At 62.1% G+C, this 24,068-nt stretch carries 23 protein-coding genes; 18 read left to right on the forward strand and 5 right to left on the reverse strand.

The features are described 5' to 3' along the window. The first annotated feature begins 131 nt into the window (after positions 1–131). Together J7E80_RS20780 and J7E80_RS24035 are read left to right on the forward strand one after the other, a co-directional pair. Complete coding sequence (locus J7E80_RS20780; protein WP_251037170.1) at positions 132–1,217, forward strand: MBL fold metallo-hydrolase; 1,086 nt, start codon at positions 132–134, stop codon at positions 1,215–1,217. 139 nt (positions 1,218–1,356) lie between these two features. Next, positions 1,357–1,485 (forward strand): hypothetical protein, encoded by a 129-nt coding sequence (locus J7E80_RS24035; RefSeq protein WP_311380901.1) that lies wholly within the window; start codon positions 1,357–1,359, stop codon positions 1,483–1,485. A gap of 347 nt (positions 1,486–1,832) precedes the next feature. Here the strand turns inward: J7E80_RS24035 and J7E80_RS20785 are convergent, their stop codons facing one another. Further along, positions 1,833–2,336, reverse strand: coding sequence for a MarR family winged helix-turn-helix transcriptional regulator (locus tag J7E80_RS20785; protein WP_251037183.1), 504 nt, complete (start codon positions 2,334–2,336; stop codon positions 1,833–1,835). 848 nt (positions 2,337–3,184) lie between these two features. Between J7E80_RS20785 and J7E80_RS20790 the strand changes: the two genes are divergently transcribed. Together J7E80_RS20790 and J7E80_RS20795 are read left to right on the forward strand one after the other, a co-directional pair. Beyond that, the gene (locus J7E80_RS20790; protein WP_215054112.1) at positions 3,185–3,637 is read left to right on the forward strand and encodes a MaoC family dehydratase; all 453 of its coding nucleotides are present in this window, start codon (positions 3,185–3,187) and stop codon (positions 3,635–3,637) included. 127 nt (positions 3,638–3,764) lie between these two features. Then, positions 3,765–4,712, forward strand: a complete 948-nt coding sequence (locus J7E80_RS20795; RefSeq protein WP_215054113.1) for a zinc-binding dehydrogenase — start codon at positions 3,765–3,767, stop codon at positions 4,710–4,712. Positions 4,713–5,038: 326 nt separating this feature from the next. Here the strand turns inward: J7E80_RS20795 and J7E80_RS20800 are convergent, their stop codons facing one another. Continuing rightward, positions 5,039–5,740, reverse strand: a complete 702-nt coding sequence (locus J7E80_RS20800) for a TetR/AcrR family transcriptional regulator (protein ID WP_215054114.1) — start codon at positions 5,738–5,740, stop codon at positions 5,039–5,041. Positions 5,741–5,865: 125 nt separating this feature from the next. Here J7E80_RS20800 and J7E80_RS20805 point away from each other — a divergent pair, with 125 nt between their 5' ends. The 7 genes from J7E80_RS20805 to pntB all read left to right on the forward strand — a co-directional run bounded on the left by J7E80_RS20805 (position 5,866) and on the right by pntB (position 14,641). Next, entirely contained in the window at positions 5,866–6,690 is an 825-nt protein-coding gene (locus J7E80_RS20805; RefSeq protein WP_215054115.1) for an SDR family oxidoreductase, read from the forward strand. Positions 6,691–6,707: 17 nt separating this feature from the next. Further along, positions 6,708–8,000 (forward strand): acyl-CoA dehydrogenase family protein, encoded by a 1,293-nt coding sequence (locus J7E80_RS20810; RefSeq protein WP_215054116.1) that lies wholly within the window; start codon positions 6,708–6,710, stop codon positions 7,998–8,000. 41 nt (positions 8,001–8,041) lie between these two features. Next, entirely contained in the window at positions 8,042–9,115 is a 1,074-nt protein-coding gene (locus J7E80_RS20815; protein ID WP_311380902.1) for a phosphotransferase family protein, read from the forward strand. Positions 9,116–9,202: 87 nt separating this feature from the next. Continuing rightward, on the forward strand, positions 9,203–10,387 hold the full coding sequence (locus J7E80_RS20820; RefSeq protein ID WP_215054117.1) for a thiolase family protein: 1,185 nt from the start codon (positions 9,203–9,205) through the stop codon (positions 10,385–10,387). Further along, on the forward strand, positions 10,384–11,289 hold the full coding sequence (locus J7E80_RS20825) for a 3-hydroxyacyl-CoA dehydrogenase family protein (protein ID WP_215054118.1): 906 nt from the start codon (positions 10,384–10,386) through the stop codon (positions 11,287–11,289). Before J7E80_RS20820 ends, J7E80_RS20825 begins: the two co-directional genes overlap by 4 nt. Before the next feature lie 317 nt (positions 11,290–11,606). Then, positions 11,607–13,172, forward strand: coding sequence for a Re/Si-specific NAD(P)(+) transhydrogenase subunit alpha (locus tag J7E80_RS20830; RefSeq protein ID WP_215054119.1), 1,566 nt, complete (start codon positions 11,607–11,609; stop codon positions 13,170–13,172). After that, a complete protein-coding gene (gene pntB, locus J7E80_RS20835; RefSeq protein ID WP_251037172.1) occupies positions 13,169–14,641 on the forward strand; it encodes a Re/Si-specific NAD(P)(+) transhydrogenase subunit beta in 1,473 nt (490 codons plus the stop codon). The genes J7E80_RS20830 and pntB overlap by 4 nt, the downstream gene beginning before the upstream one ends. A gap of 1,467 nt (positions 14,642–16,108) precedes the next feature. Here pntB and J7E80_RS20840 read toward each other — a convergent pair. The 3 genes from J7E80_RS20840 to J7E80_RS20850 form a co-directional block, all read right to left on the reverse strand. Further along, positions 16,109–16,327 carry a hypothetical protein gene (locus J7E80_RS20840; protein ID WP_215054121.1) on the reverse strand — a complete coding sequence of 73 codons (219 nt, stop codon included), beginning with the start codon at positions 16,325–16,327 and terminating at the stop codon, positions 16,109–16,111. A gap of 672 nt (positions 16,328–16,999) precedes the next feature. Further along, positions 17,000–17,782 (reverse strand): SDR family NAD(P)-dependent oxidoreductase, encoded by a 783-nt coding sequence (locus J7E80_RS20845; protein WP_215054122.1) that lies wholly within the window; start codon positions 17,780–17,782, stop codon positions 17,000–17,002. 131 nt (positions 17,783–17,913) lie between these two features. Beyond that, on the reverse strand, positions 17,914–19,119 hold the full coding sequence (locus tag J7E80_RS20850) for an alkene reductase (protein WP_311380903.1): 1,206 nt from the start codon (positions 19,117–19,119) through the stop codon (positions 17,914–17,916). Between the two features lie 167 nt (positions 19,120–19,286). Between J7E80_RS20850 and J7E80_RS20855 the strand changes: the two genes are divergently transcribed. From J7E80_RS20855 to J7E80_RS20885, 7 genes are all read left to right on the forward strand, one after another. Beyond that, a complete protein-coding gene (locus J7E80_RS20855) occupies positions 19,287–19,697 on the forward strand; it encodes a nuclear transport factor 2 family protein (RefSeq protein WP_215054124.1) in 411 nt (136 codons plus the stop codon). Positions 19,698–19,952: 255 nt separating this feature from the next. Next, positions 19,953–21,590 (forward strand): NAD(P)/FAD-dependent oxidoreductase, encoded by a 1,638-nt coding sequence (locus J7E80_RS20860; protein ID WP_215054125.1) that lies wholly within the window; start codon positions 19,953–19,955, stop codon positions 21,588–21,590. Positions 21,591–21,597: 7 nt separating this feature from the next. Next, entirely contained in the window at positions 21,598–21,762 is a 165-nt protein-coding gene (locus J7E80_RS20865) for a hypothetical protein (protein ID WP_215054126.1), read from the forward strand. Between the two features lie 40 nt (positions 21,763–21,802). After that, a complete protein-coding gene (locus J7E80_RS20870) occupies positions 21,803–22,267 on the forward strand; it encodes a VOC family protein (protein ID WP_215054127.1) in 465 nt (154 codons plus the stop codon). A gap of 61 nt (positions 22,268–22,328) precedes the next feature. Beyond that, a complete protein-coding gene (locus J7E80_RS20875; protein WP_215054128.1) occupies positions 22,329–23,111 on the forward strand; it encodes an SDR family NAD(P)-dependent oxidoreductase in 783 nt (260 codons plus the stop codon). A 66-nt stretch (positions 23,112–23,177) separates the two neighbouring features. Next, entirely contained in the window at positions 23,178–23,660 is a 483-nt protein-coding gene (locus J7E80_RS20880) for a VOC family protein (RefSeq protein WP_215054129.1), read from the forward strand. Between the two features lie 6 nt (positions 23,661–23,666). Beyond that, positions 23,667–24,068, forward strand: a 402-nt coding sequence (locus J7E80_RS20885) for a hypothetical protein (RefSeq protein WP_215054130.1), incomplete at its 3' end; no start/stop codon positions are given.

Consider the following 24,068-nt stretch of genomic DNA (forward strand, 5'->3'; position numbering starts at 1 on the left):
GTCCCTTCCGTGCCCGTCATCCACCCGGAGGAGAGCAGATGCAGCCAATCGGACCCGCGCGCACGAGGCCAGCGTGAAAGGACCGGACCCCGCTAAGGCCCTCCCCTGTTGTACGTATCTGAAAGGAACTGATGAGCCTGCCGCCGATTACCCTGACCGGCCACGCCCAAAAGGAAGCGTGGCAGAACAAGGTGCTGCCGCCGGTAGAACATATTGGCGGTGGCGTGTGGTCCATCCCCGTCCCGTTCCCGGGCAATCCCATGCGCTACACCCTGAGCTACCTGCTCCTGGGCGACGGTGACGCGGTCCTGGTCGACCCGGGCTGGGACAGTGACGCCGGCATGGATCATCTGACCGCCGGCCTGCGGCAGGCGGGCCTTGGCCTGACGGACCTGACGGGCATCCTCGCCACCCACTTCCACCCGGACCATCTGGGCATGGCCGCCCGTCTGCGAACGGTATCCGGGGCGTGGGTGGCCCTGGGCGATAAGGAAGTGCCCCGGCTCAGCGCCGGTGAGGACCTTGACCTTGTCCTGCACATGCACCGCGAGGAACTGACGCTCTGGGGCGTGCCGGCGGACCGGCTGGCCGAGGTGGCCATGAGCCAGTCCAGCCTCACCCATCTGCTGAACCTCGCGGATCCGGACCTGCGGCTCACCGACGGCAGCCTAGTGCCCGGGAAAGGGCTCAACCTGCAGGTGGTCACCACCCCCGGGCATTCACCGGGGCATATCTGCCTGGTCGATGAGCCCCACGGCCTGATCTTCAGCGGCGACCATGTCCTGCCGCGCATCTCCCCGCACATAGCCCTGGAGCTGCCGGGGCTGGCCAACCCGCTGGCGGACTACTACCAGTCCCTGGACCTGATCGCGTTCGAGGACCAGATGGAGGTCTGCCCGGCCCACGAGTACCGGTTCCGCGGCATGCAGCGCCGGGCCGCGCAGCTCACCGTCCACAACCGCGACCGCTCCGCCGAGGTCCTGCGGGTCCTGGACAGCCACCGGCCCGGCACCGTCTGGGACATCGCCCGGCACCTGACCTGGTCACGGGGCTGGGCATCCCTGCAGGCCTTCTCGCTGCGCCTAGCGGTCTCCGAAACAGCCAGCCATGTGGTGTACCTGCGCTCACAGGGCCACGACATCGACGTACCCGTCACGGAACCATGCCTCTGGGTACCCGGGTATCCGAGCATCCCGATCCTGGGAACCCTGCGGTAGCGAGATACGTACATGCGCCCAACCACCGGGTGAAGCCAACCCCATTTTTCGGGGACGTCGCCTATCTGCTCCGAAACGGTGAACTGCCTGACCCGGCCCAGCCCGCCAAGTTCAGTGCCGGTGAGCGCAAAGGCCGCAGATGTCCACCCCGCTGTCCGTCGCCGGCAAGATCACCGGCTGGCCCGCGCACATTATGGAACAGTCCGATCCGGACTCACCGGTCCGCCCGCTCCGTGCCTACAACGGCGCGGAACAGCGGTCTCTGTAAAGGAACCGGGGGTGACCCCGGTTTGCGGCCGGGCATAGGATGGTCACCCGGGCCATCCCCTGCCGCAACGTTGTGGGTGCCCCATCCGCCGTACCCCCGGAGGGCAGCCCCGCGAAGCAGGCAGCGCCGGAGTCGGGAAAGCACCGGAAGCGGGCCTGCACGGGCAACCGCCGTCTGGCCGCAGGTCAGGAGCTTGAACTGCCCGGGACACCGGCCAGCCGTGATCCACGATGAGACGCGCGATGCTTAACCGTTGGCGGGGAGCCAAAGCGGCATTGGCGTGGGACTTTGGGTCAAGGTCCAGCCAGTCATCACCTCCACCCAGGCAACGTCCCCGGGCAGTATAACTAGATCGCGAAACGCGTCTCCACGAAATCGCCCGCCTCGTGGCGGAACCGGCCCAGCACCTGGTTCAGGCCGTCCACTTCCGGCGCGCTGAAACCGGGACTCGTGAACACCTGGGCGTTCAACTCCAGCGTGGCCTGTTCCACCGCGGCTCGTCCCTGCGGGGTGATTTCCACCAGCTTGGTCCGGCCGTCGGCGGGATGGGCGGCGCGCATGACAAGCCCGGCGCGCTCCAGCCGGTCCACGCTGTTGGTGACGCTGGTCGGATGCACCTGCAGGCGGGCACTGGCCTTGGCCATGGGCAGGGCCCCCTCCCTGGTGAAACTGAGCAGGGCCAGCAGTTCAAAGCGAGCGAACGTCAGTCCATGCGGCTTCAAGACTGTCTCGATGCGGGCCAGTAGGATCTGCTGGGTCCGCATGATGGACGTCACCGCTGCCATGCCCTCGGCAGCCTCCAACCATCCGCGCTCCTGCCAGTGACGCCGTGCTTCCGCGATGGGGTCCATTGGCAGTGGAACAGATCCAGACACATTCACTCCGCACTCTCGTAAACCGACCCCACGCATAATTTTCACACGGAATACTTGCACTTCCTAGTTTGTGCAGGAGGCTGCATCATTCCGGGACCCCACCGGGAGAGCCCTCCGCGCTTTTCACGCCTGCCCGGCGTGCTGCTGTCCGGGTTTGCCTCCAAGCGGGAGGGCAGCGCGGCATGGTAACCAAACCAAACGGTTGTTTTATTTTTCCTTGTGATCGGCTATGCTCACGATCATTGCCGCTCCGCCGTGCAGCGGCGCTTGGCGCGGATCCGCCGTGGGCGGATCCGGCGAGAACAAGAATGGAGTCTGCAGTGAAGGTGGCCATGGTTTGTTCCTTGCCCGGGCAGGTTCTGCGGCCCGTTCCGGAAGCTGCCTCGGGGCGGTTAGCGGCCATGTCACTTCCGTTGCCGGTCCGCGGTGAAACGCCGTACTGTCGCCACCGGCATTATGAAACAGGAGCAAACTCATGCCAGAGAAAGCTATCGAGTCGGTCCTCTCCAGCAGAACTTTCTTCCAGCACTCCTGCGCCGGTGGATGCCGGCACCATCGTGGTGCGATTGGCCGCCGGGGAACCCTGTCTTCCCTCCGCACGCCCGGCCTCCCGGGCCCGGAAGCCGGCCGCCCAGGAAGCGTCCGCCGGTGTACCAGAGCCGTCCGTGGCCTGTGCCCGGAGAGCATCTGCGTCCATGAAGGGCTTCACGTATTTAACCGCAGCACTTTCCCTTCCCTTGCGGCATAGCTCGCACCTGTACGCGAGTCGGAATTTGATCCGCGCTGTCCACCAATCAGCCCACCGATAACATAGGAGACCAAGCATGCGAGTATTCAAGAGTCTGGAAGAGTTCACTGCTGCAGAAGGCGAAGCCCTGGGGGTAAGTGAGTGGGTGCGTATCGACCAGGAGAAGATCGACCGGTTTGCCGAGGCGACCGGGGATTGCCAGTGGGTCCACACCGACCCAGTCAAAGCCGCTAGTGGCCCCTTTGGGCGCACAATCGCGCACGGCTATCTCACGGTCTCGTTGGTTTCGCAGCTTTTGAGCGATATTTACAGCGTCGAAGGGCTGACTCTGGGAATTAACTACGGCGCCGACGCAGTGCGGTTCCCATCGCCCGTGCTCGTGGATTCGCGGATCCGCGCGACCGCGAGTCTGGCAGCAGCGACGCCCAAGGGATCCGCAGTGCAGGCAAGGATAGACGTCACCGTGGAGATCGAGGGAGCGGAAAAACCGGCCTGCGTGCTCCAGGCCATCTTCGTGTTCGCCGCATAGCCCCCGTCTTGCCAAGGCAAACGCCTTGGAACAGTAGCCGGCCACTTCGGCCGGCTGGATACCCTGGTAAACAAACAACGCTGTCATCCTTTGATGCCGGTGCCGCAAAAATGGAAGGCTGAATGATATGAAGGCATGGCTGCTTGACGAGGTACACGGCTCGCTGCGCAAAGCGGAAGTGCCGGTCCCGAAGGCGGGCCCCGGTCAGGTCGTCGTGAAGGTCAAGGCCTCAGGGCTCTGCCACAGCGATGTCGGCTACATCGAGGGAGTGATTCCCCTTGCCATCCCGCTGCCGGTCATCCTGGGCCATGAGGCATCCGGCATCATCAGCGAAGTCGGCGAGAGTGTCCTGGGCTACTCGGTCGGGGACGCCGTGGCGAGTGCAATCTCCGGTGATGACGCTCCTGGCGTAAGCCGGGACGGCGCCTACGCCGAGTACATCCTGGTGACCGCCCAGAGGCTTGTGCGCCTGCCCGAGGGTTTGAGCTGGTCGCAGGCCGCTGCGGCGACGGATGCCGGCCTCACCTCCTATACCGGGGTCAAGGTTCATGGAGAGGTCAAAGCCGGGGACCGGGTGGGTATCGTCGGCCTCGGCGGCCTAGGCATGACGGGAGCCCGCATCGCCGTCCTTTTGGGTGCGACGGTTTACGGCGTGGAGCCAAAGCAGTCGTCATGGGACGATGCCCGGGCGAACGGCGTCACGGAGGTTTTCGAGGATGTTTCGGCACTCGAGGGGATGGACCTGGACGTCGTGATCGATTTCGCGGGCTTCGGAACGACGACGTCCGGAGCGATCCGCGCCGTCAGGGCTGACGGCATCGTGGTGCTTGTCGGCCTCGGCAAGGCCGAGGTGACGTTCAATTCGGTCGATCTTGTCTCGCGTGCAATCCAACTGCGGGGATCCACGGTGAGGGGCAACCCGCAGCACCTGCAGGAGGTCATTGACCTGATGGCATCCGGTGAGCTCACCGTCCGGGCTGCCGAGATCGGGTTCGATGACATCCCTGACGGCCTTGACCGCCTCAAACGCGGCGAGGTCACGGGCCGTCTCGTAGCGGTATTTGACGGAGAGTGAAGCAGCGCCGCTCGTTGCGGTAATCGGGCTCTGCATGCAGCCGCATGTCCGGTGCGATGCCTCGGGGCTCCCCTTGTTCTTCCGGGGAGGGAGCGCCGGGGCAGCACCCGAAATGCGGCCGCCCCGGACCCGCGGCAAGGTCCGGCGCTTCAACCGCACATTCACGATCGGATGGTAAATCTCGATACCCCGGTTCTCTTGCAAGGTGCCGCGGGGGACCATCACGGTCACCCGTCCGCTCCGGCGGACCCCCACCACCTACGAGGTGCCGGCCGCCACCGACGCCGGGCAGCGGCTGTGCACGTGGTGCATCACCACAATCTGCGTTAGGGGCGGACCAGCCCCAGGGAGCTGAGGGCAATGGCGATATACCGGAGGGCAAGAGCCTCGGGCTTCAGCTGGCCTGCGTTGTTGTACCACTGCGAGACATCGGTACACATCGTGACCAGGGCCCGGCTGGTTTCCTTGGGGAATTCTGTGCTGAAAAACCCCTCCGAGACCCCCCTTCCTACAATGCCGTCGAGCATGATCTGCTGCCGGTCGCGAGCGGCAATGTGCGCTGCACGGGCCTCTTCTTCCAGGCTGCGGATTTCGCTGGCCGCAATGAACGCCAGATCGCTTCGGTAGGCGTGGAAGAGAACGAGGCACTCGATGTGCAGCCGGAGCTGGTCTTCGACGCGATCTCCTGCTTCTGCCAATGCCCCCTGGCTCCGGAGGTAAAGGTCCTCCATCGCCCGCTGCATGATGGCCACCAGAATCGCCTGCTCGGACGGGTAGTGGTGATAGAGGCCGGCAACGGACAAGCCTGAACGCGAGGCAAGGGTCCTGGTCGTTGTTCCGTGGTATCCGTGCTGGACGAAGCACTCCTGCGCCGATTGCAGCAACGGAGGCAGGACGGACTCTTGATAGTCCCGCCACGTGGAAACCGAAAACTTCACTCCGCGGCTGCCATCCGGGGCCCCCGCACGCCCCCCGCCCTGCATCCGGCCGTTCCGTGCTGCTCCGCCCGTAATAATGTAAAAAACCACCTTGACAGTTCAAGTTTAGTGCTCAAAGCTGGATCTACCAATCGTTTGCTCGGTAAATCTTTTTCCGGGTTGTCCTCCCGGACCCAAACGGATCCGACCGCCCAGGCCCTGTTGAAAGGCGCACCATGACTGAATTCACGACCTCCGGCGGTGTCGGGCGCAACGCGCATGTCCCGGAAAGCGCTTCGGCCGGAAAACTTCAGGGGACAACTGCCATTGTCACCGGTGCAAGCCGGGGCATCGGCCTCGCGATCGCCGAACGTCTCGTGGCCGAAGGCGCCAGGGTCTGTATAACGGCCCGGAACAAAGGCCCCCTGGAAGAGGCTGCAGCGGCCTTTCCGGAAGGATCGGTCGTGCCGGTGGCCGGAAAGGCCGACGATGCCGACCATCGGCGAGAGGTGCTGGAAACAGTAGCCCGCGAGTTCGGCCGGCTGGACACCCTGGTGAACAACGCCGGCATAAACCCTGCCTACGGCCCGCTTATGAACCTTGACCTGGGTGCTGCTCGGAAGATCATGGAAGTCAATGTCCTAGCCACGCTCGCATGGATCCAGGACGCCTACCAGTACGAAGGCCTGGACTTCTCCAAGCACGGCGGTTCAGTGATTAATCTGTCTTCCATTACCGGGCAGACGCCGTCCCCCGGCATTGGCATGTACGGCATAAGTAAAGCCGCGATCGCGCAGCTGACCCGCACCCTGGCCGTTGAACTGGGACCGGACATCCGTGTCAATGCGGTTGCTCCGGCGGTCGTCAAAACACAGTTCGCCAAAGCACTCTACGAAGGCAAGGAAGCCGAAGTCGCTGCCCAATATCCCCTTCGCCGGCTCGGCGTACCGGCTGACATTGCCGCCGCCGTGGCCTTCCTCGCATCCTCCGACGCGGCCTGGATCACCGGCCAGATCATCACGCTTGACGGCGGTCTTTTGTGCGCCGGCGGCACAGCATGATTTCGAAAGGACAATACATGACATTCCCGAACCTGCCGGCCGAGATCGAGCAGCTGCGACTGCGCACCCGCGATTTCATCCGGACCGTAGTGATGCCGGCCGAGCCGCAGCCCGGCGAAACCCTGGACAGGGCAACGCGCGAACGGCTGCAGGAGGCTGCCAAGAGAGCCGGGGTCTTTGCTCCGCATGTGCCACTTGAGCTCGGGGGGCAGGGACTGCCCATTGAGTATTGGTCCCCGATTTTCCAGGAAGCCGGATATTCACCCATCGGCCCGGCCGTCCTGAATTGCATGGCACCGGATGAAGGCAATATGCACATGCTGAACCTCATCGGGACAGAAAACCAGAAAAACCGCTATCTCAGACCGCTGGCAGCCGGCACTATCCGGTCTTGTTTCGCCATGACGGAGCCGCACCCCGGCGCCGGCTCGGACCCGAAGGCCCTTCTGACCCGGGCGACCAAGGTTGAGGGCGGGTGGTCCATTAACGGCCACAAGCGCTTTATCAGCGGAGCTGACGGTGCCGCGTTCTGCATTGTGATGGCAACCAGCGGGGACAGTTCAGCGGCTGAATCCACTATGCTTCTGGTGGACATGGACAACCCGGGAATCCGGCTGGGCAACCACATCCACACCGTGGACCGCGCCATCGAAGGCGGCCATCCGCACGTTTTCTTCGACAATTGCCTCGTTCCCGACGAAGCCGTCCTGGGAGAGCCGGGCCTGGGATTCAAATACGCCCAGGTCCGTCTGGGACCGGCCCGGCTCACTCACTGCATGCGGTGGCTGGGATTGGCCCGGCGCGCCCTGGACATTGCGCTGGACCGTGCCGAGCGGAGGGATCTCTTCGGTTCCGCCCTAAAGGATCTGGGAATTGCGCAGGAGATGATCGCCCAGTCCGTGATGGACATTGAAACTTCAGATGCAATTATTACCAAGACCGGCCTGCTGCTTGAAACCGATCCCAGGGCGGGTTCGGCCCTGTCCTCCGTGGCCAAGGTCCATTGCTCCGAAGCCATCTTCCGGGTCGTTGACCGCGCCATCCAGATCTGTGGCGGTGACGGCGTCTCCGACGGCCTCCCGCTCGCGTCCTACCTTAATGAGGTACGGCCCTTCCGCATCTACGACGGCGCCAACGAAACCCACAAATGGGCGATCGCCCGGAGGGCGTCCTCCCACCGCCGCAGGGCCATCGCGGCGGGCGAACCCTATCTGGCTGATGTCGACGAATTTCCGCACAAGGGGAGTCCGCTGGCAGTCCACGGGGCAACGAACGGCGGCAACGAGAAAGCAGGGGTATTACAGTCATGACTCCGGCTTCATTTATGCACACGGTTCCCGATGGACAAGAAGTGGTCAGAACACAGGAGGATGCGGGCAGGCTCCTGCTTCCCCCGCTGTTGGTCCTGGACTCAATTACCGAGTTCATGGATTCCGGGAATTTGGGCAGCGGACCGCTGTCCTGGTCCCGGATCGGAGACGGGCAGTCCAATATCACTTACCGCATCCAACGCGGCAGCGATGTATTTGTGCTCCGGCGCGGGCCGAGGCCCCCGCTGCCTAAATCCACGCATGACATGATCCGCGAGGCCCGGGTACAACAACTGGTCAGGGCCGCAGGGATGCCCGTGCCGGAAATTCTTGCACTCTGTGAGGACCCCTCGGTTCTCGGAGTACCGTTTTACATCATGTCGTTCCTTGACGGGACGATCATTACCGACAGCATCCCTGGCCACATGAATACCCTTGAACAGCGCCAGGCGACCAGCGAAGTTGTCGTGGACGCATTGGCCACACTCCACCAAATAGACGTCAGCTCCGGCGAGCTCGCCGCCTTCGGCCGGCCCGACGGCTATCTGGAGCGTCAGGTCCAACGGTTCTCCGGCTTATGGGACGTCAACACCACGCGCAACCTGCCGGAGGTCGAAAGGATCGGCCAATGGCTGGCACGTAACCTCCCGGAAGGCCAGGCGGCGGCCGTAATCCACGGGGATTACCGCATCGGCAACCTTATGTTTGCCCGCAGCGCTCCGACAAACGTCACTGCGGTGCTCGACTGGGAAATGGCAGCAATAGGCGACCCCCTGGCCGACTTGGGCTACCTCACAGCGACCTACGCCGAACCCGGCAGTTTTTCCACACCGTTGGAGCTGACCCCGGTCACCCGTAACCCTGGATATTTAGACCGCTCCCAGCTGGTTGCACGGTACCGGGAGCGGACGAACCTGGACTTGGAAGCCCTGCCTTGGTACCAGACCCTTGCCCTGTGGAAGGCAGCGATTTTCTGCGAAGCCATCTACACCCGGTGGCTCAAAGGCGAAAGGCCCCACGACACCCAGTTCGGGCCTTCGCTTAAAACTGGAGTCCCTGACTTATTGGAAGGTGCCCGGCGCTTCGCCGGCGTCGCCGCGCCCCTGGACGGCTGATGGCAACGTCCAGGCGCTTAGTACAGAACCGATGAGGAACACTCCCGATCGAGATAGCAACCCTCCAACTCCTTGAATAGAGGATCTGTGTCCAAAGAGAAGATTCTGCTGGTCAATGGTGCCAGAACTCCGGTCGGTAAGTACCGGGGCAGCCTGAAGGATATGGGGGCGCATGAACTGGGCAGCGCCGCCGCATTGGCCGCGCTCGATCGCAGCGGCGTTGCGCATAGCGATGTTGACGAGGTCATTATGGGCTGCATCGGACAGGTGGGACCGGATGCATATAATGCCCGCCGGGTCGCCCTTGCCGCCGGGTTGGCCGAGAGTACCCCGGCTTTCACTGTCAACAGGCTCTGCGGAAGCGGCCTTCAGGCCATATGGTCCGCGGCGCAGCAGCTGCGTTGGGGCGGTGCAGACGTCATTCTGGCGGGCGGCAACGAGTCCATGTCACGGATGCCGTTCCTGGATTTCGATGCCCGGGACAACGCACGCCTGGGAAACAGGACTCTGATCGACGGAACATTGGCTATGTTGACAGATCCTTTCAGCGACAAGCACATGGGTATGACGGCCGAGAACGTGGCTGCCCGATATGGTGTCTCCCGGCAGGAGCAGGATGAATTTTCGCTGGAAAGCCAGCGCCGCGCCGGGACTGCGGCGGCACGAGCAGCTTTCGCCGAGGAGATTACTGCGGTAATTGTTCCTGGCAGGAAACCGGTCACGGTCGCAGTGGATGAACATCCCCGGCCAGAAACGACAATGGAAACTTTGCAGGCGCTGCGTCCGGCTTTTCAGAAGGATGGCTCTGTCACCGCGGGCAATTCCTCGGGAATTAACGACGGTGCGGCCGCCGTAGTCATGATGGGGGAAAGCACCGTCCGCGAGCGTGGTATTCATGCGCTAGCCTCCTTGGAGTACGTGGCGACGGCTGCTCTGGAACCAGGCCTCATGGGCTATGCGCCAACGCTGGCGCTACACAAACTCTTTGACGAGACCGGGCTTTCTCCAGCCGACATTGGCACCATTGAGCTGAATGAAGCATTTGCCGCCCAGGCAATAGCAGTCATCCGCGACGCGAAGCTGGATCCGGAAAGAACCAACCCCTACGGTGGGGCCATCGCTCTGGGTCATCCGGTGGGTGCCACAGGGGCGATCCTGGCCTTGCGAGCCGCCAAAGATTTGGTACGGCGGGATCTTGAGTACGCCGTTGTCACGATGTGCATTGGCGGTGGCCAGGCTTTGGCGGCTCTCATAAGGAGGTACGACTCATGAGTAATTCGATACGTCGCATCGGAAAGATAGGAGTGGCCGGGTCCGGAGCCATGGGCCGCGGAATTGCGGAAAGCTGCCTCCGCGCAGGGGCCTCCGTTCTGCTGCAGGACACCTCCGCCGCCGCTCTGCGGGCAGCCAGGAAACAGATCGAACGCTCCCTGCAACACTCAGTGGACAAGGGCATCGTCGAAGCGAAGAACATTGAGGCTTGGCTGTCACAGCTTGAGGTGTCCGAAGATGTCGCAGCATTCATGTCCTGCGACCTCGTTATTGAAGCTGTACCGGAAATTCCGGACCTCAAGCTTGAGGTGCTGAAGCGGATCGAAAAAAATGTCCGCGACGTCACCATCATCGCGACAAACACGTCATCAATACCCGTTACCAAGCTGAGCAGTTCGCTGATGGATCCTTCCCGCTTTTTGGGTCTTCATTTCTTCAATCCTGTACCGCGGATGAACCTGGCCGAAGTCATCCCGACCGTTCTGACCGACAGTACTGTCACCGCAGCTGTGGAATATTTCGTCCGCGAGCAATTGGAGAAGACGCCGTTGACCGTGGCCGACCGGCCGGGATTCGCGGTAAACGCACTGCTCATTCCCTACCTGCTCTCCGCAGCCCGGATGCTCGACCTGAGTTATGCCAGCGCCGATGATATCGACAACGCCATGAAACTAGGCTGCGGGCATCCCATGGGACCGCTGGAGTTGTCGGACTTTATTGGCCTGGACGTTGTAGCCGCTGTGGCTGGCTCGATCTACGCAGAGACAAAAGACCATGCATGCATCGTCCCGAACAACCTCCGACGTCTCGTCGAAGCCGGGCAGACCGGCAGGAAATCAGGGCAAGGATTCTTCAAATATGCCGACAACGTCCCAACCACTTCCGGCCCCCAGAGCACTTGATTCCAGTTCGAAGCGGCTTGGAGGGTGGCTTCACTCTGCTGTACCTGTGGATCAGGTTCTGGGCAACTGGAGGCTACGCCTGCGAACGTTCTGGTCGAACGCCGCGGCCGCGCGGGCCTCGTAAAGCTCAACCGGCCTGAGGCGTTCTGAACGCCTCGGTGGTCGAGGAGCTGCACCCCACCTGACGCATCGGCACGACACAAAGGGTCGGATGTTTGGGTGCTGGTAAGCCTTGACCCCTTAACGAAAATGATCAGAAACCCCTTGTACCCGGTTAGGTAATACCGCCGGGAACACTAAATGGATGAGGAGCAAACGTGACACGTATCGGGATCGTGGCCGAATTGGGCTCCGAGACAAGAGTGGCGGCGACGCCCGTCACCGTGAAACAGCTGTTGGAGTTGGGCTACGAGGTTGTGGTCGAGAAGGGCGCGGGGGAGTCCGCGTCGTTCCGTGATGACGCGTACGCCGGGGCGGGGGCCGTGATCGTGGGCGCCGATGAGGCGTGGGGGTCTGAGGTGGTGCTGCGGATCAATCCGCCCACTGAGGAAGAGATCGGCCGGCTTGCCGAGGGGGCGACGCTGATCGGGATGCTGGCCCCGGGCCTGCGCCCGGAGCTGGTGGAGGCCTTGGCGGCGCGGCCGATCACCGCCTTGGCGCTGGATGCGGTACCGCGGATCTCCCGGGCACAGTCGATGGATGTGCTCAGTTCAATGGCAAACATTGCCGGCTACCGGGCGGTGATCGAGGCCGCCCACGAGTTCGGCCGATTCTTCACTGGACAGGTCACCGCGGCGGGCAAGGTCCCGCCGGCGAAGGTTCTGGTCGCCGGCGCGGGCGTCGCTGGCCTCGCGGCAATCGGCGCGGCGTCCAGCCTGGGCGCGATCGTGCGGGCGACGGACCCCCGGCCTGAGGTGGCTGACCAGGTGAAGTCCATCGGCGGGACCTACCTCAAGGTCGAGGTCGAGGAGGAGATGAAGTCCACGGACGGGTACGCCAAGGCGACGTCCGAGGCCTACAACGCCCGCGCTGCGGAGATCTACACCGAACAGGCCCGCGATGTTGATATCATCATCACCACGGCCCTGATCCCGGGACGTCCCGCACCGAAGCTGCTCACGGCCGAGGATGTGGCGGGCATGAAGCCGGGCAGCGTGATCGTGGACATGGCTGCCGGCCAGGGCGGGAACGTGGAAGGCTCGGTCGCCGGGGAACGCGTGATCACAGATAACGGCGTTGTGATCCTGGGCTACACGGACCTCCCTGCCCGCCTGCCGGCCCAGGCGTCCCAGTTATACGGGACGAACATGCTGAACCTGCTCAAACTCCTTACCAAGGACAAGGACGGCCACCTCAGGATCGACTTCGATGACATCGTGCAGCGCTCAGTGACCGTGGTACGGAACGGGGAGAAGACCTGGCCGCCGCCACCGGTCCAGGTCTCCGCAGCACCCGCGGTGAAAGCTGAGCTCACTGGCGCCGGGGACTCCGCTGCCGGTATGGCGGGGAAAAAGACCGGGCTGAGCCCGACCGGTAAGGCCGGGCTCATTGTCGCCGGCATCGGGGTCCTGTTCGGGATCAACACGGTCGCCCCGGCACCGCTGCCACAGCACTTCACCGTGCTGATGCTTTCGGTCGTGGTCGGCTTCTACGTCATCGGGAAGGTCCACCACGCCCTCCACACACCACTGATGTCCGTCACCAACGCGATCTCGGGGATCATCGTGGTCGGTGCGCTGCTACAGGTCACCTCCGGGAACCCCATTATGCAGATTATCGCCGCCGTTGCCGTGCTGCTGGCCAGCATCAACATCTTCGGCGGCTTCGCCCTCACCCGGCGGATGCTTGCAATGTTCTCCCGAGGAGATAGAGCACGCGGATGAGCGCCGTCACTGAAGCAGCAGGAACAATTACGAGGAGCTTAACCGTGTCTGACACCGTCGCCGGTCCGCTGGCCGCAGAATCCATCGCAGGGGCGGCCTACATCGTCGCTGCCCTGCTGTTCATCCTCAGCCTCGCCGGGCTGAGCAAGCACGAGAAAGCCCGTGCAGGGGTTATCTATGGCATCGCCGGGATGATGATCGCCTTGGCGGCCACCGTCTGGCTGACCCTCCAAGGCGCTTGGGGAACGGACCATGGCCTGACCGGACTGACGCTGCTGGTGGCCGCGGTCCTGGTCGGCGGCGCCATCGGGCTCTGGCGGGCCCGTGTGGTGGAAATGACCGGGATGCCCGAGCTCATTGCTCTGCTGCACAGCTTTGTTGGCCTCGCTGCGGTGCTGGTCGGGTGGAACGGGCATCTGGAGTCCCCGAAACTATCAGCTGACCTGATGGCCGTCCATCACGCCGAGGTGTTCATCGGCGTCTTCATCGGGGCGGTGACCTTCTCCGGCTCTATCGTCGCGTTCCTGAAACTCTCGGCGCGGATGAAATCCTCACCGCTCATGCTGCCGGGCAAGAACGCGATAAACCTCGGTGCCCTCGCCACTTTCATCGCCCTGACGGTCTGGTACGTCAACGACTCCCAGTTCTGGCTTCTGGTCGTTGTCACACTGCTCGCCCTGGGACTGGGCTGGCACCTGGTGGCCTCCATCGGCGGCGGCGACATGCCCGTCGTCGTGTCCATGCTCAACAGCTACTCCGGCTGGGCCGCGGCAGCGGCGGGATTCCTGCTCAACAATGATCTGCTCATCATCACCGGCGCCCTGGTCGGCTCCTCGGGAGCGTACCTCTCCTACATCATGTGCAAGGCCATGAACCGGTCATTCATCTCCGTGATCGCCGGCGGGTTCGGCATCCCCGCACTCAACAAAGCGGATGCCGACGACGGTGAACACCGCGAAATTACGGCCCAAGAAACAGCCGAAATGCTCACCAACGCCTCCAGCGTCGTCATTACCCCCGGCTACGGCATGGCAGTGGCCCAGGCCCAGTACCCCGTAGCCGAACTCGCCCACCAGCTGCGCGAACGCGGCGTGGACGTGAAATTCGGCATCCACCCCGTCGCCGGCCGCCTGCCCGGACACATGAACGTGCTCCTCGCCGAAGCCAAAGTCCCCTATGACATCGTCTTGGAAATGGACGAAATCAACGATGACCTGGACGGCACCTCTGTGGTCCTTGTGATCGGCGCAAACGACACGGTCAACCCCGCCGCTGCAGAAGACCCCAGCAGCCCCATCGCCGGCATGCCCGTCCTCCGAGTCTGGGAAGCAGACAACGTCGTGGTGTTCAAACGGTCCATGGCCGCAGGCTACGCCGGCGTCCAAAACCCCCTGTTCTACCGCGACAACTCCCAAATGCTCTTCGGCGACGCCAAACAACGCGTCGAAGACATCCTCCGGGCGTTCTAAACGATAGGAGAGCTCGATGCCCAGACGTCAATTTCTTCGCTATGGCCCTGTTCAGAAGGCATGGCCCTCGAGCGTGCCTGATGATGGGGCGTCGCCCTGCTCAGAGGAGGCACCAGCACCCCGACCGACCATCAATATTGACGAGCTTTCTGCATCCCCCTGGGTTGGTCTGCACTACCGCTACGAGTTCTTGCTCCACTACAGGCACGAGCTGTTAGAGCAGCATTGTTCTCCGGCAACGGGCAACCGATCTGTGAGCAACTGATCGACCGCTACGAAATGGATTGCCAGCCGGTCCGGGACGTGCTCGTCAATTACCTATGAGAACGCCAGATGGGGTGGACTTCCATCCGCTGCAGCGCTCGGGCTATCTGCTGTACAAGCTGTTCTGGGCCGACCTGGAAGCCCCGCCGGGAATGGATTACTGAAGTTGTCGCCGCGTCATGGAAGAAGCGGGTCATAATCCGTGCCTCCACCAGCACCTCTCCGAGCGGCGAGGCAGATCCCGAGGACGTCGACACGGCTGGATGGGTGCAGCTTTCTTTTTGCGGTACCGGACTTCTTCCGCGACCTCGCCGAGACCCCGAGAACAACGAGCGGACCAAGCTCATCGTCCGGTAGGGCATCGGCCCGCCACCTCGTCATCGTCCGATAGAGCGACGGACCTACATGTTCACCGTAGCCGGTGCCATATTTCGCGGGAACGAGTGCGTTGCCGTGCTCTTCACGGTAAGCAGCGATCTCGGTAACCATCTGTCGCCGCTTGCTGTCGGCCCATGACACGGCAGGAAGTGGGACTCTTCATGCTCCAGACTAATTCTAGGGCATGGAGTTCATGGATCGGTTGCGGCGTCCGCGTGCCGAGCCTGCGAGAAACCTGTTGGTCGTTCCTTCCAACGTCCCCGTCGGAACCCACCTCCGGGACATAGTCGGCCCGGATCGCGGTGCGGGGCCGGTGCCGAAAGGCTGAGTAGAGCTACAGGGGAGAGTCAGCGGACTGGTTCGCTCGCATCCTTCCCATCGGGTGGCTGGAGGACGCGACGGGAACCCGCGGACTACTGGTTCGCGGCCCTGCCCGATATCACACCGTTCAGCGAACTCGCCAGGCTGGCGAAGATCCACTGGCGGATCGAGCACGACTACCTCGCGCCACGCACGGTCTGGGCCGGGTGGGATCACCACGCCACCCCCGTCACCGCGGCCCACCTCTTCGTCACGACCGTCCACTTTGCAGCCGACCCAAAAGCCCCGGAGGCAGCCTGAGCTTCTACCAGGCCATACACGGACTCAGGCCAAGGTGATTAGCCTCCTCAACAGGTGTACGACGTCCGTCGTAACCACACAAATCCGTGTTGTGGAAAGCCATGTCACCCACCCGGGCTCCGGCGCGCCGGCCAGAAGGTTGTTGAATATGGCCTGCCCTGCTGCCCGCCCGGCTGTTCGCTGAGCCACCTCCCGGACGCGCACTCATCCCAGCTCGCACCCCCATTTTTCGAGTGTTACGCCCGGGGGAACGTCGCTGTTCAGACGCGCTTCATAGCGGCCAGGGGCCAGCCGCGTCACCGAAATGCCAACCTGTTCAATCATCGCCCCCGGCTTAAGGCGATTCACCGCTTCATCCAGGGCGGCATCCAGTTCCCCTCGGGTGTGAACGGCTACGACGAGACGACGCTTCGCTGTGTGCATGGTAATTAGTCCTTACTGATCCGTACTGTCGACACGCCGGATGCTCCTGACGCGGAAGGGAGAGGAACGCTAGCCCGCTGGCATGGTCAGCATGAGCCTAGATCGAGGCGGCCGGCTGGCGTCGGCAGGAGTTAGGGAATGAGGCTTCAAGCGGAAAAGGGGCCGGACTCTGGAACGCCGCAGATCGTCCGCGCCGCAGGCACACCGTCCGCCACCGGAACGGGCCTGCGGCACCGACAACCTGCGGATCTACCCGCGCGGGGGCACCAACCGATCAACGCAGCCAAATAGGGAGCGGCAGCCTCCAAGACCACGTTTTCCACGCCCCCGAGGGACCCGGTCCTTGGTTTCAACAACATCGCCGGCCAGTCCGCCCCTACCGCCAACAGACCAACCATGCTTAACTGCAAAGGGCCCGAAATCTACGCCGAGGATGCACCCCTGAATCGAGAACGTCATCACCGAGGTCGGACTTTGACCGAGGTGAGCACTGACACTAACTCGCCGAATCTGCGGCGGTAACCCGTCCAGTAGGCGCGAGGGTCCGCCTACTGGCTGTTCCTCGACTGGTGCGCCGCGTGGCAGATTCTCCCATCCAAGATGGGCACCGGCTCTGTAACACCAGATGCAACACTCAATGGTGAGCGTGGTGCTGGGGCATGGGGAGGTAGATCATCGGGAGTATGCGAGCCCACCGTTGACTCCGAGGATCTGAGATGTAATGAATCTGGACGCATCTGAGGCCAGGAACATCAGGACAGGCGCCAAATCCAAGGTGATATCTCCGAGCCTGCCTCCGAGAGGGACGCTCGCGTCGATCTCGCGTTCATAGCGTTCTCGCTCCTCGGGCGCCATTTTAGATCGAACTTCCTCGACGATCGGGGTCATGACGACCGGGTTAACGACGTTGGCGCGGATCGCGTAAGGGGCCCACTCGCGTCCGATTGTCCGGGTGTAGCTGATGACGGCACCCTTGGACGCGGAGAATGATGAGCTATGAATTGGAACATCCATGAGTGCGGCGTCGGAGGCAAAATTCACGATCGAACCCCCGTTGTCTTTCAGATGCGGAAACGTGGCCTCGCAGACGTATGCGAGACCTCTTACGTTGATGGCGAATTGGTCATTCCAGTCCTCGACGGGAGTTGCTTCTGCAGGGGCGGAGCGGGTTATCCCGGCAACGTTGAACACTGCGTCGAGGCCGCCGAGCTGTTCGATGGCGAAGTCGACACCCGTGGCGATTTCGTTGAGATTCGAGACATCTACGTGCCGGTATGAGACGGTCCCCGGGCCCTCCGAGGTGGCCTCATCGGCGAGTTGTTGTCCCTCGTCGTCCTTGACGTCGAACGTCACGACATGAGCTCCCTCACGGGCGAAGTAGCGTGACGACTCGCCGCCGATGCCGCGGGCGCCGCCGGTCACCAAAATTCGTTTTCCTTCGATAGAGATGGGCATGTTCATTAACTCCTTGATGTGTTGTGGATCGGTAGGACAGGTAAGGGACGGCGGGTCTCAGGTGATGGGTTTTCGGTGTCGTAACCGATATTCGGCCCACGCGGGGCACGGTGGTGAAGATGCCTTGGGGGTCAGGTGCCCGGTTGCAGGTCGGCAAAGTCCGCCCGGTAGTCCGCTGCCGTGTGCGATGACGGCAGCTCATCCATCCTCGGGTAGTCCGTGTAGCCTTCGGCCTCTTGGGTGTAAAACAACTCGGGGCGGGGCACATTGAGCGGAGCTCCTGCGCGGAAGCGGGCCGGAAGATCGGGATTGGCGATGAAAGCTGACCCGAAGGCGACTGCATCGGCGGCGCCATCGGAGAGTATCTGCTGGGCCTGTTCGAAGCCGATTCCCCCGTTGACGATGAAGACACCTTCGAAGATGTTCCGCAACAATGGATACCACTCGACGTGCACGTCGTATCCGTAATAGGGATGCAGGTCGGAGACATGCAGGTAGGCGATCCGACGGTCGTTGATGCACTTCGTGACGTATGTGTAGAGCCCAACGGGGTCATCGTCCCTGACATCACTGAATTGGAAGCCGGGCGACAGCTTGACACCGACTTTGTCGCGGCCGATTCTTTCGGCCACCTCGTCGATTATTTCTAGGAGGAACCGCGAGCGTTTAGCGATGGAACCACCGTAGCGGTCACTCCGGCAGTTGGTGTTCGAGGAGAGAAACTGGATTGGCATATAGCCGTTGCCAGCGTGAATCTCAACGCCGGCGAATCCTGCGGCCACCGCGCGGGCAGCCGCGTCCGCGAATCGGGTGATCTCCAGGCGTACGTCCTTCTCATCCAGTGCTTTTGGTGTCGGATACGGCTCCTTCGGGCGGGGGCAGGATACGGTGTACCCCCGGAAGTCGGGGTCCGGACGCACACCCGAGGCGCCGATCGGGGCTCGGCCGTCGAGCAACTCGGGAAAAGACAAGCGCCCAGCGTGCATCAGTTGAGCGAATATAGCCCCTCCCCGAGCACTGACCGCGCTGGTAATCGGCCGCCAACTGCCTTCTTGCTCAGAGTTATTTAGTGCCGGTACATGGTAGTAACCACGCCCCAGTGTCGACGGATTGATGCCTTCGCTGATGATCAACCCTGCGGAGGCGCGCTGGCCGTAGTACTCGATCATGATAGGCGTCGCGGTCTCGTCCAAGTTCGCTCTATGCCTGGTGCACGGTGCGAACAACACCCGGTTGGGAAGGGTGATGCTTCCGACGGCAAGCGGTTCAAAAAGGTCTGGCATAGTTCTCCCTAGGTATGAGGGTGAATCGTGGAGGACCGGAAAACATCCCATCATAGTCAACCAAACAATTGGTTGCTTGTCTTGCTTTTAAGGATTTATGCTCGAAACTGATACCCCACTCCGAGCGCGCAACTGTCGCTCCTTGGGGGCCTTGGCCGAGAATATATTTCGCTTGAAGCGGGAGTTGCCGGCCTGCCAGCCGACGAAAGGATGAACGGGAAATGACGGAAGACGCCCAGCAGAACAAGGAAATGATCCGCGCGTGGATCAATGCATATAATCGGCAGGACGTGCACACCCTCCGGAGCCTGTTCACCTCGGACGTGACATGGAACCATCAGGGTTCCATCGAGCTCTCCGGCATCTACAGCGGAATCGACGCCGTCGTCGATGATTTCCTCAAGCCGGGGTGGGCGCTATACAACCCTGGCACCCTCCAGCTAAGTCTTGTGACGAGTCTCGCCGAAGGTTCGACGGTCGCGGTCGAGTTCGTGGCCACCGGTATCGCCGCGGCTACCGGTCGGCAGTACCGCAGTCCGTACGGAATGTTCGTCGAAGTCGCGGGCGGACGTATTCGCGAGGTACGCGAGTACGTTGACACGCAGCATGCAAAAGAAGTTCTGTTCGGATAGCTTGCAGTCAAAGATCTCCAGCTTCAGCCGCTCGTACAGCCGCGAAGACGCGGATTCTTCCATTCCGACGCCGACGGCTTGGTCTACCAAACGACTGGTTGACAACCGCCCGTGCCGCCTTTAGGTTTTACACATGGCGTAAGTCACATCGATTAGGTCCTGCCGCGTGCGGAAGCCAGGTGCCGGACCGGATCCCTCACTCGCTTCGTGGTTGCAGTCGTGGGTGAGCCTTGCAACTTCTTAGAAAGGCACGAGATGGCATTCAGTTCCGAGCAGAGCGGCTCCACCGATATCGCCACGATCACCGTCGACGCTGTCGTGGTAGGTGCGGGGTTCTCCGGCCTCTACATGACGCATCGCCTCAAGCACCACGGACTTACTGTTGTCGGTATCGACGCGGGCTCGGACGTGGGCGGTACGTGGCACTGGAACAAGTACCCCGGTGTCCGGACCGACTCAGAGGCGAGCTTCTACGCCTATACCCTCAACGAAGAAATGTCGCAGCATGACTGGGACTATAGTGAGAAATTTCCGCCGGGTCACGAGGTGGAGAGCTACCTGAAACGGGTGGCCGACAGGTTCGATCTTCGCGGTAATTACCGGTTCTCGACGACGGTGGTGTCAGCCGACTACAGCGAGTCCGACAAGCGCTGGATGATCCGCACGGACGACGGCGGGCGCCTGGAGGCGAAATACTTCATCAGCGCTGCCGGAATTCTCTCGGCCCCCATCGATCCCGGCTATCCGGGGATCGACTCCTTCCGTGGTACAGCCATCCACGCGTCACGGTGGCCGGAGGGAGGGATCGAATGCCGCGGCAAGCGTGTCGCTGTGGTCGGAACTGGCTCCACCGGAGTGCAACTCGTGCCGGCACTCGCTGAATCGGCCGAAAGCGTCGTCGTCTTCCAGCGAACCCCGAACTACGTTCTCCCGTCGCCCAACGAGGCACTGGGCGGCGGTGCCCAGACGATGCGACACGACGGACTGGCCGGCACTCGGCACGGGATCCGGGAAAGCTCCCTGGGTATGCCGTACACCTCGTCCGGCCGCCTGGCAATGGATGTCTCGGATGAGGAGCGGGAGGCCGTGTTCGAGGAAGGATGGGCCAACGGCGGCTTCCGGTTCCTGGTCGAGACATTCGACGACCTCTGGGTCAATCCGGATGCGAACTACGCTGCTGCGGAGTTCATCCGAAACAAGATCCGCGGAATCGTTAAGGACCCGAAGACAGCGGAACTGTTGTGCCCGGACTATCCCTACGGAGTGAAGCGACCGGCGCAGGGTATTGAGTTCTACGAGGCATTCAACCGGGACAACGTGCATCTGGTCGACATCAAGAGTGCGCCGATCACCGACATCACACCGGACGGCATCCGGACGACCGGCGGGAAGTACGACGTCGACGTGATCATCTTCGCGGTGGGTTATGACGCCGCCGGGGGCGCGGTCACACGGATGAACGTCACAGGACGCGGCGGGGTTCGCCTCGACGACAAGTGGGCCGAGGGACTCCGGACCTACCTTGGGATGACGGTGAGTGGGTTCCCGAACTTCTTCATGATCCTCGGACCTCAGGCACCGACCGGCAATATGCCCAGTGTCTCCGAGGGCCAGGGTGACTGGATTGCTCGGATCATCGCAGAGGCAGAGGCGAACGGTGCCAATGAGATCGAGGCCCTCGAGAGCGCCGAGGACGATTGGTCGCAACACGTCAGCGAGGTCGCGAACATGACGCTGGTGCCCCAGGGATCGAAGGTCAACTCTTGGTTTGTCGGCGCCAATGTGAAGGGCAAGGCCGAGTCGATCGTGATCTACCTGGGTGGCTACAAACCGTTCTTCGACCGGAGTGACCAGGTCGCTGATGCGGGTTTCGAGGGACTGAAGATTTCCTAATCATTGGATGCCCCTGCGCGACATGGGCACGGTGCTCGGCGAGATCTGGGACCTTGAGGCGCTTGGAGCCGACTGCGCGGAGGATGGCGTCTATGAGTTTTTCCTCTCCGCTCCTCCATTGAAGTTCACGGGCGGGACCAGGTCCCCGATCGAGCCCATCGCCTGCAAGTAACTGCGTCTCAACCAACTACACACAGGAACGGATATTCGCAATGAGTGCTCATGGACGGAAGTCAAGCCGGATCGATCATATTGCCTTCCTCGTTCGCGAGGAGAACTTCGAAAGTGCGACGAGCAAACTGGCGCGGGTGCTCGATCTGAAGTTTGAGGGACCCTACGAACTGACCGACCTCGGAACCCGGGTGGTCATCGATTGGGATGCTGGCATCGAGTTCATCACGGTCACTGACCCGTTGATTGCCACCGCGCAGGCCGCTTTCCTCGACGAGCACGGCGAAGGGTTCTATCGTCTCGTTGTCGGAGTCGACGACCTGGACTCGGCACTTCGCCGCGCCGGTGACGAGGGCCTCGGTTTGATCTTCAGGTATGACGGCCTGACGATCGATGAGAGCTGGAAAGAGAGGTTCGATCGTATCGACGAGGCCGTCATCGAGTCCCCGAGTCCCGGGGTCCGGATCGCGCTTGGCCAGATCGAACCCGCTCGACTGCAGAACTGAGAAAGACGGTGCGGGTGCCGCACCTTGATGGATTCGAGTTGACACGAATAGGAGATTGAGCATGCCGATCACAATTGAGGGCAAGAAAATTTTGGTTACCGGTGGGGCACGTGGGATCGGAGGCGAGTCGGCGCGCTATTTTGCGGCTGAGGGTGCGTCGGTGGTGACCTTCGACGTTAAGGACGACCTGGGCGAGCGGTTAGCTAAGGAAGCAACAGCGTTGGGGCCGGGGTCGGTGACATACCGTCATGTCGATGTCACCAACATCCCGGAAATCCGGGCCGGGGTAGAGTTCGCAGTGCAGGAGCTGGGCGGGCTCGATGCCGTTTTCAACGTCGCCGGCGTCGCTCCGCACGCTCCGGCGGAGGCAATCCCGGAAGCCGACTGGGATCTGGCGTTGGCCGTGAACGTCAAGGGACTCGCCTACGTCTGCGAGGCAGTCTTCCCGCACCTGAAGGATAGGGGCGGGTCCATCGTCAATTTTGCCTCGGACGCCGCGCTGATGGACGTCCCAGTGCACAGTGCCGCATACTCGGCATCCAAGGGTGCGGTGATCAGCTACACCCGGACGATCGGCCGTGAGTGGGCGAAGTACGGTATTCGCTCGAATTCGGTAAATCCGGTCGTGATGACACCGATTGTCGATGAAGCCCGTGCCGTCCTGAGCGAGGAGGAAAAGGCCCAGTACGCCAAGGCAATCGAGGAAAGCATTCCCCTCGGTGGTGAATTCGGCGATGTCACCCAAGATCTCGCCCCGGTTCTTCTGTTCCTGGCCTCCGACGCGTCGAAGTTCATGACCTCAGGAATCTTCTGCGTCAACGGCGGTCTCGCCTACGTCCGATAGGACCGAACACGGTTGCCCCGCAACGATCCATGCCACACCGGCCAACTTACCCGAACGAGGTTGTAAATGAAGTACCACCATATGTGCATTGTCGTCAGCGAAATGGACCGGGCGCTGGAGGTGTACCGAGACTTCCTGGGGCTCCAGGTGGTGATTGACTCGACGGTTCCGGATGCCCGGTCTGCCGGTGATGCGAAAATCGTCTCCGGCGAACTGATGGATAAATTGTTCGGTGCCGATGATGCCACATCGCGGCTGGTCCTGCTGGGTTCCCCTGAGGGGCTGCTGCTGGAACTTCAGCAACCGTCGATGCCGGTCGTGAGCCTGACACCGCCCGAGCAGCTGACATACGCCAGCAGCGGAATCCGCGAAATGGCGATCGCCGTGACCGGCATCGACGACTGGTTCGCGCGAGCGACGGCTCAGGGGTACCGCACGACGACGGACGAGGTCTGGGAGTTCCCGGGCGTCCTCCGTTCGTTCCTGTTCTTCGATCTGGAAGGAAATCTCGTCCAGTTGTGTGAGGATTTATCGCCGATCACGGTCTGAGGAACGATGCCGACCGCCGCAGGAACCAACCAGAAATACGAGGACATCATGAGTATTGAAGAAGTCTCCACCAACAAGGAAACGCTGAAGGCCGAGGTCTTGAGCGTTTACGACGATTACATCGCATCGTTCAACGCGGGTGATGCAGACGCATGCGTTGCCAACTTCCTTATTCCGTACTTTGATCTGAGATCGGTCGACGGCACGCCGACCCAGGTCGTGTTCGCCACGAAGGCCGACAGCAGGAAGTACTTCACCGATTCGCTGGAAGCCATCCGCGCAGCCGGATGGGATGGCTCCTCCAGAGTCGTCCAGACCGAAGTTTGGGAGCTCGGGTCCGGAATGGTGTCCTTGCTCGTTGACTTTGAAAGGCTTACCTCGGACGGCAGTCCCATCGATGCGCACCGT

Origin of the sequence: Arthrobacter sp. ISL-28 (assembly GCF_018613875.1) — a bacterium.
Lineage (GTDB): Bacteria > Actinomycetota > Actinomycetes > Actinomycetales > Micrococcaceae > Arthrobacter.